General features: G+C 42.3%; 4 protein-coding genes and 1 pseudogene. 1 reads left to right on the top strand and 4 read right to left on the bottom strand.

Annotation, left to right across the window (positions count from 1 at the left end):
- A pseudogene (ppnK, locus tag B9T16_RS28355) lies at window positions 1–109 on the top strand (NAD(+) kinase); the annotation flags it as partial.
- 62 nt (window positions 110–171) lie between these two features.
- On the opposite strand, the gene B9T16_RS28350 reads toward ppnK, so the two are convergent.
- The 4 genes from B9T16_RS28350 to B9T16_RS28335 form a co-directional block, all read right to left on the bottom strand.
- On the bottom strand, window positions 172–546 hold the full coding sequence (locus B9T16_RS28350; protein ID WP_317268725.1) for a nucleotidyltransferase domain-containing protein: 375 nt from the start codon (window positions 544–546) through the stop codon (window positions 172–174).
- Between the two features lie 34 nt (window positions 547–580).
- Window positions 581–1,039, bottom strand: a complete 459-nt coding sequence (locus B9T16_RS28345) for a DUF29 domain-containing protein (RefSeq protein WP_315670238.1) — start codon at window positions 1,037–1,039, stop codon at window positions 581–583.
- A gap of 37 nt (window positions 1,040–1,076) precedes the next feature.
- Window positions 1,077–1,544: a DUF29 domain-containing protein gene (locus tag B9T16_RS28340; RefSeq protein ID WP_410246358.1), complete on the bottom strand. Its 468-nt coding sequence runs from the start codon at window positions 1,542–1,544 to the stop codon at window positions 1,077–1,079.
- 17 nt (window positions 1,545–1,561) lie between these two features.
- On the bottom strand, window positions 1,562–1,774 hold a 213-nt coding region (locus tag B9T16_RS28335), incomplete at its 5' end, for a tetratricopeptide repeat protein (protein ID WP_410246357.1).

Below are 1,774 nucleotides of genomic sequence, written 5' to 3'. Positions count from 1 at the left end.
GAGTATTTATCCGGCTAGTCCGAATCAATTGGTGATGGTGGTTGATGGCAATGGGGGATGTTATGTTCTACCAGAATATCACGTCAGAGTAGAGCGATCGCATTTTCCAACTCTCCCAAACGCGCTAACTCTAGTTCAATATCCGTCGCTAACTCCTGTAACTCACTCGGACTAACCTCCCTCATAAACACATTCCCCCGTTTGCAATACCCGATCGCCAAAATGTGGTTCTAAATCCTCCAAAGGCTTCAAATCCACCCATCGCCGCGTTAAATCATTCGCCTCCGCCAACGCCAAAAAATAATCTTTTTTTCTCAACCCTTCCACCGCCAAATCAATATCCGAAGTTTCGCTAAAACCTCCCCTCACCAACGACCCGAATAAGATAACCCGCCTCACTCCAAACTTACTCACCAGCATTTCTACAATTGTATCTACATCCGATCGCGCCTGGTTTGCTAATTTTTGATTTTGCGCCGCTTGCTGGGCTCTTCGTTTTTTCCAATAGGCTAGGCGATCGCTATTCACAAATTCCTGATTCATCATCTTTCCCCCACAATTATACCCTCATATCCTTAATTTACGGAAACCAATTTTCATCTAACACCTCCTCTAAGTTGGCGATCGGAGTCGAGGGAAAATCGCTCACCGATAAACCCGAAATATCAGAAACCAACTCTCGCGCATCTTCGTAGATATCAACTAATTCCTGGGATAGGTAATTTTGGAGGCTGGGACTATCCTTTAAATGTCGCTTAATCTGTTTACGGAAATTACGGATTTCTCGCCGCCAGTGATTTTGATTGTTTTCTTTTTCAGAATGCCAATATTTGAGTTTGAGTAAATGCTCAAATAAAAGAGTCAACAGACTGGCCAACTTTCTTTTATCCCTTTTACTCAAGTCTAGCACCTCTTCGATTAGGTTCTCTAAATCCACCGCCTCAAAATCACCTTTTTTGAGGTGTTTAACCGTTTCCAGAACCCAGAGATGATAATCCGTATCATATAGACTTTTGAGTGATTCGCTTAACTGTTGCATCGTTAAGTTATGCCTCCATTATATCAGCCTTTAATTACTACTTACTCACCGGAGGAAACCAATTTTCATCTAACACCTCCTCTAAGTTGGCGATCGCCTTTTCCGGGAAAGTATCTAGGGGGAGTTCCGTTTTAGCCACCACAATTTTTAAGGCATCTTCGTAACAATCATCAAAGATTTCTGATAGGTAATTTTTTAGGCTAGGACTATCCATTAGTATCCCTCTGATTTCCATCAGAAAATTGGCAATTTCTCCCAGCCAATAGCCTCGATTTCTTTCCGTTTCAGCCTCCCAGTATTGCCACATTAGCAAATGCTCAAATGACAGCCTTAAAAGATTCCTTAACTCTCTTTTATCCATCGCAGCCAAGCCTAGAACTTCCGCGATTAAGTTCTCCAAATCCAGAGCCTCAAAATCGCCTGTTTCTAGGTGTTTAACCGTTGCCATAACCCAAAGATGATAGTCCCTATCATATAAGCTCGCTTCGTGACTGATTTGATTCATCAGTAGCCAGATATTAACTAATCTTGAACCGCTGGCTGTGTATCAGCTTTTAACTGTTTTAAGAGGTTTTGATAATCCTCAACATCGGGATATAAATTAACTAACTTTTCCAAAGGTGCGATCGCCTCTTCCAGTTGATTTTGTTCCAAGCGAACCATCACCAACCCTTCCAAAGCTGTTTGATTTTCCGGTTCCCGCTGCAAAACAGACTGATAACCACGTTCTTGGCG

The organism is Arthrospira sp. PCC 8006, from assembly GCF_046480465.1.
Classification (GTDB): domain Bacteria; phylum Cyanobacteriota; class Cyanobacteriia; order Cyanobacteriales; family Microcoleaceae; genus Limnospira; species Limnospira platensis.
The sequence above is the reverse complement of the archived record's forward strand: the minus strand, read 5'-3'. Positions and strand labels throughout refer to the sequence as shown.

Coding starts and splice junctions, on each gene's coding strand:
- B9T16_RS28350 (WP_317268725.1), bottom strand. CDS start 546: ATGATGAATCAGGAATTTGTGAATAGCGATCGCCTAGCCTATTGGAAA.
- B9T16_RS28340 (WP_410246358.1), bottom strand. CDS start 1,544: ATGAATCAAATCAGTCACGAAGCGAGCTTATATGATAGGGACTATCAT.
- B9T16_RS28345 (WP_315670238.1), bottom strand. CDS start 1,039: ATGCAACAGTTAAGCGAATCACTCAAAAGTCTATATGATACGGATTAT.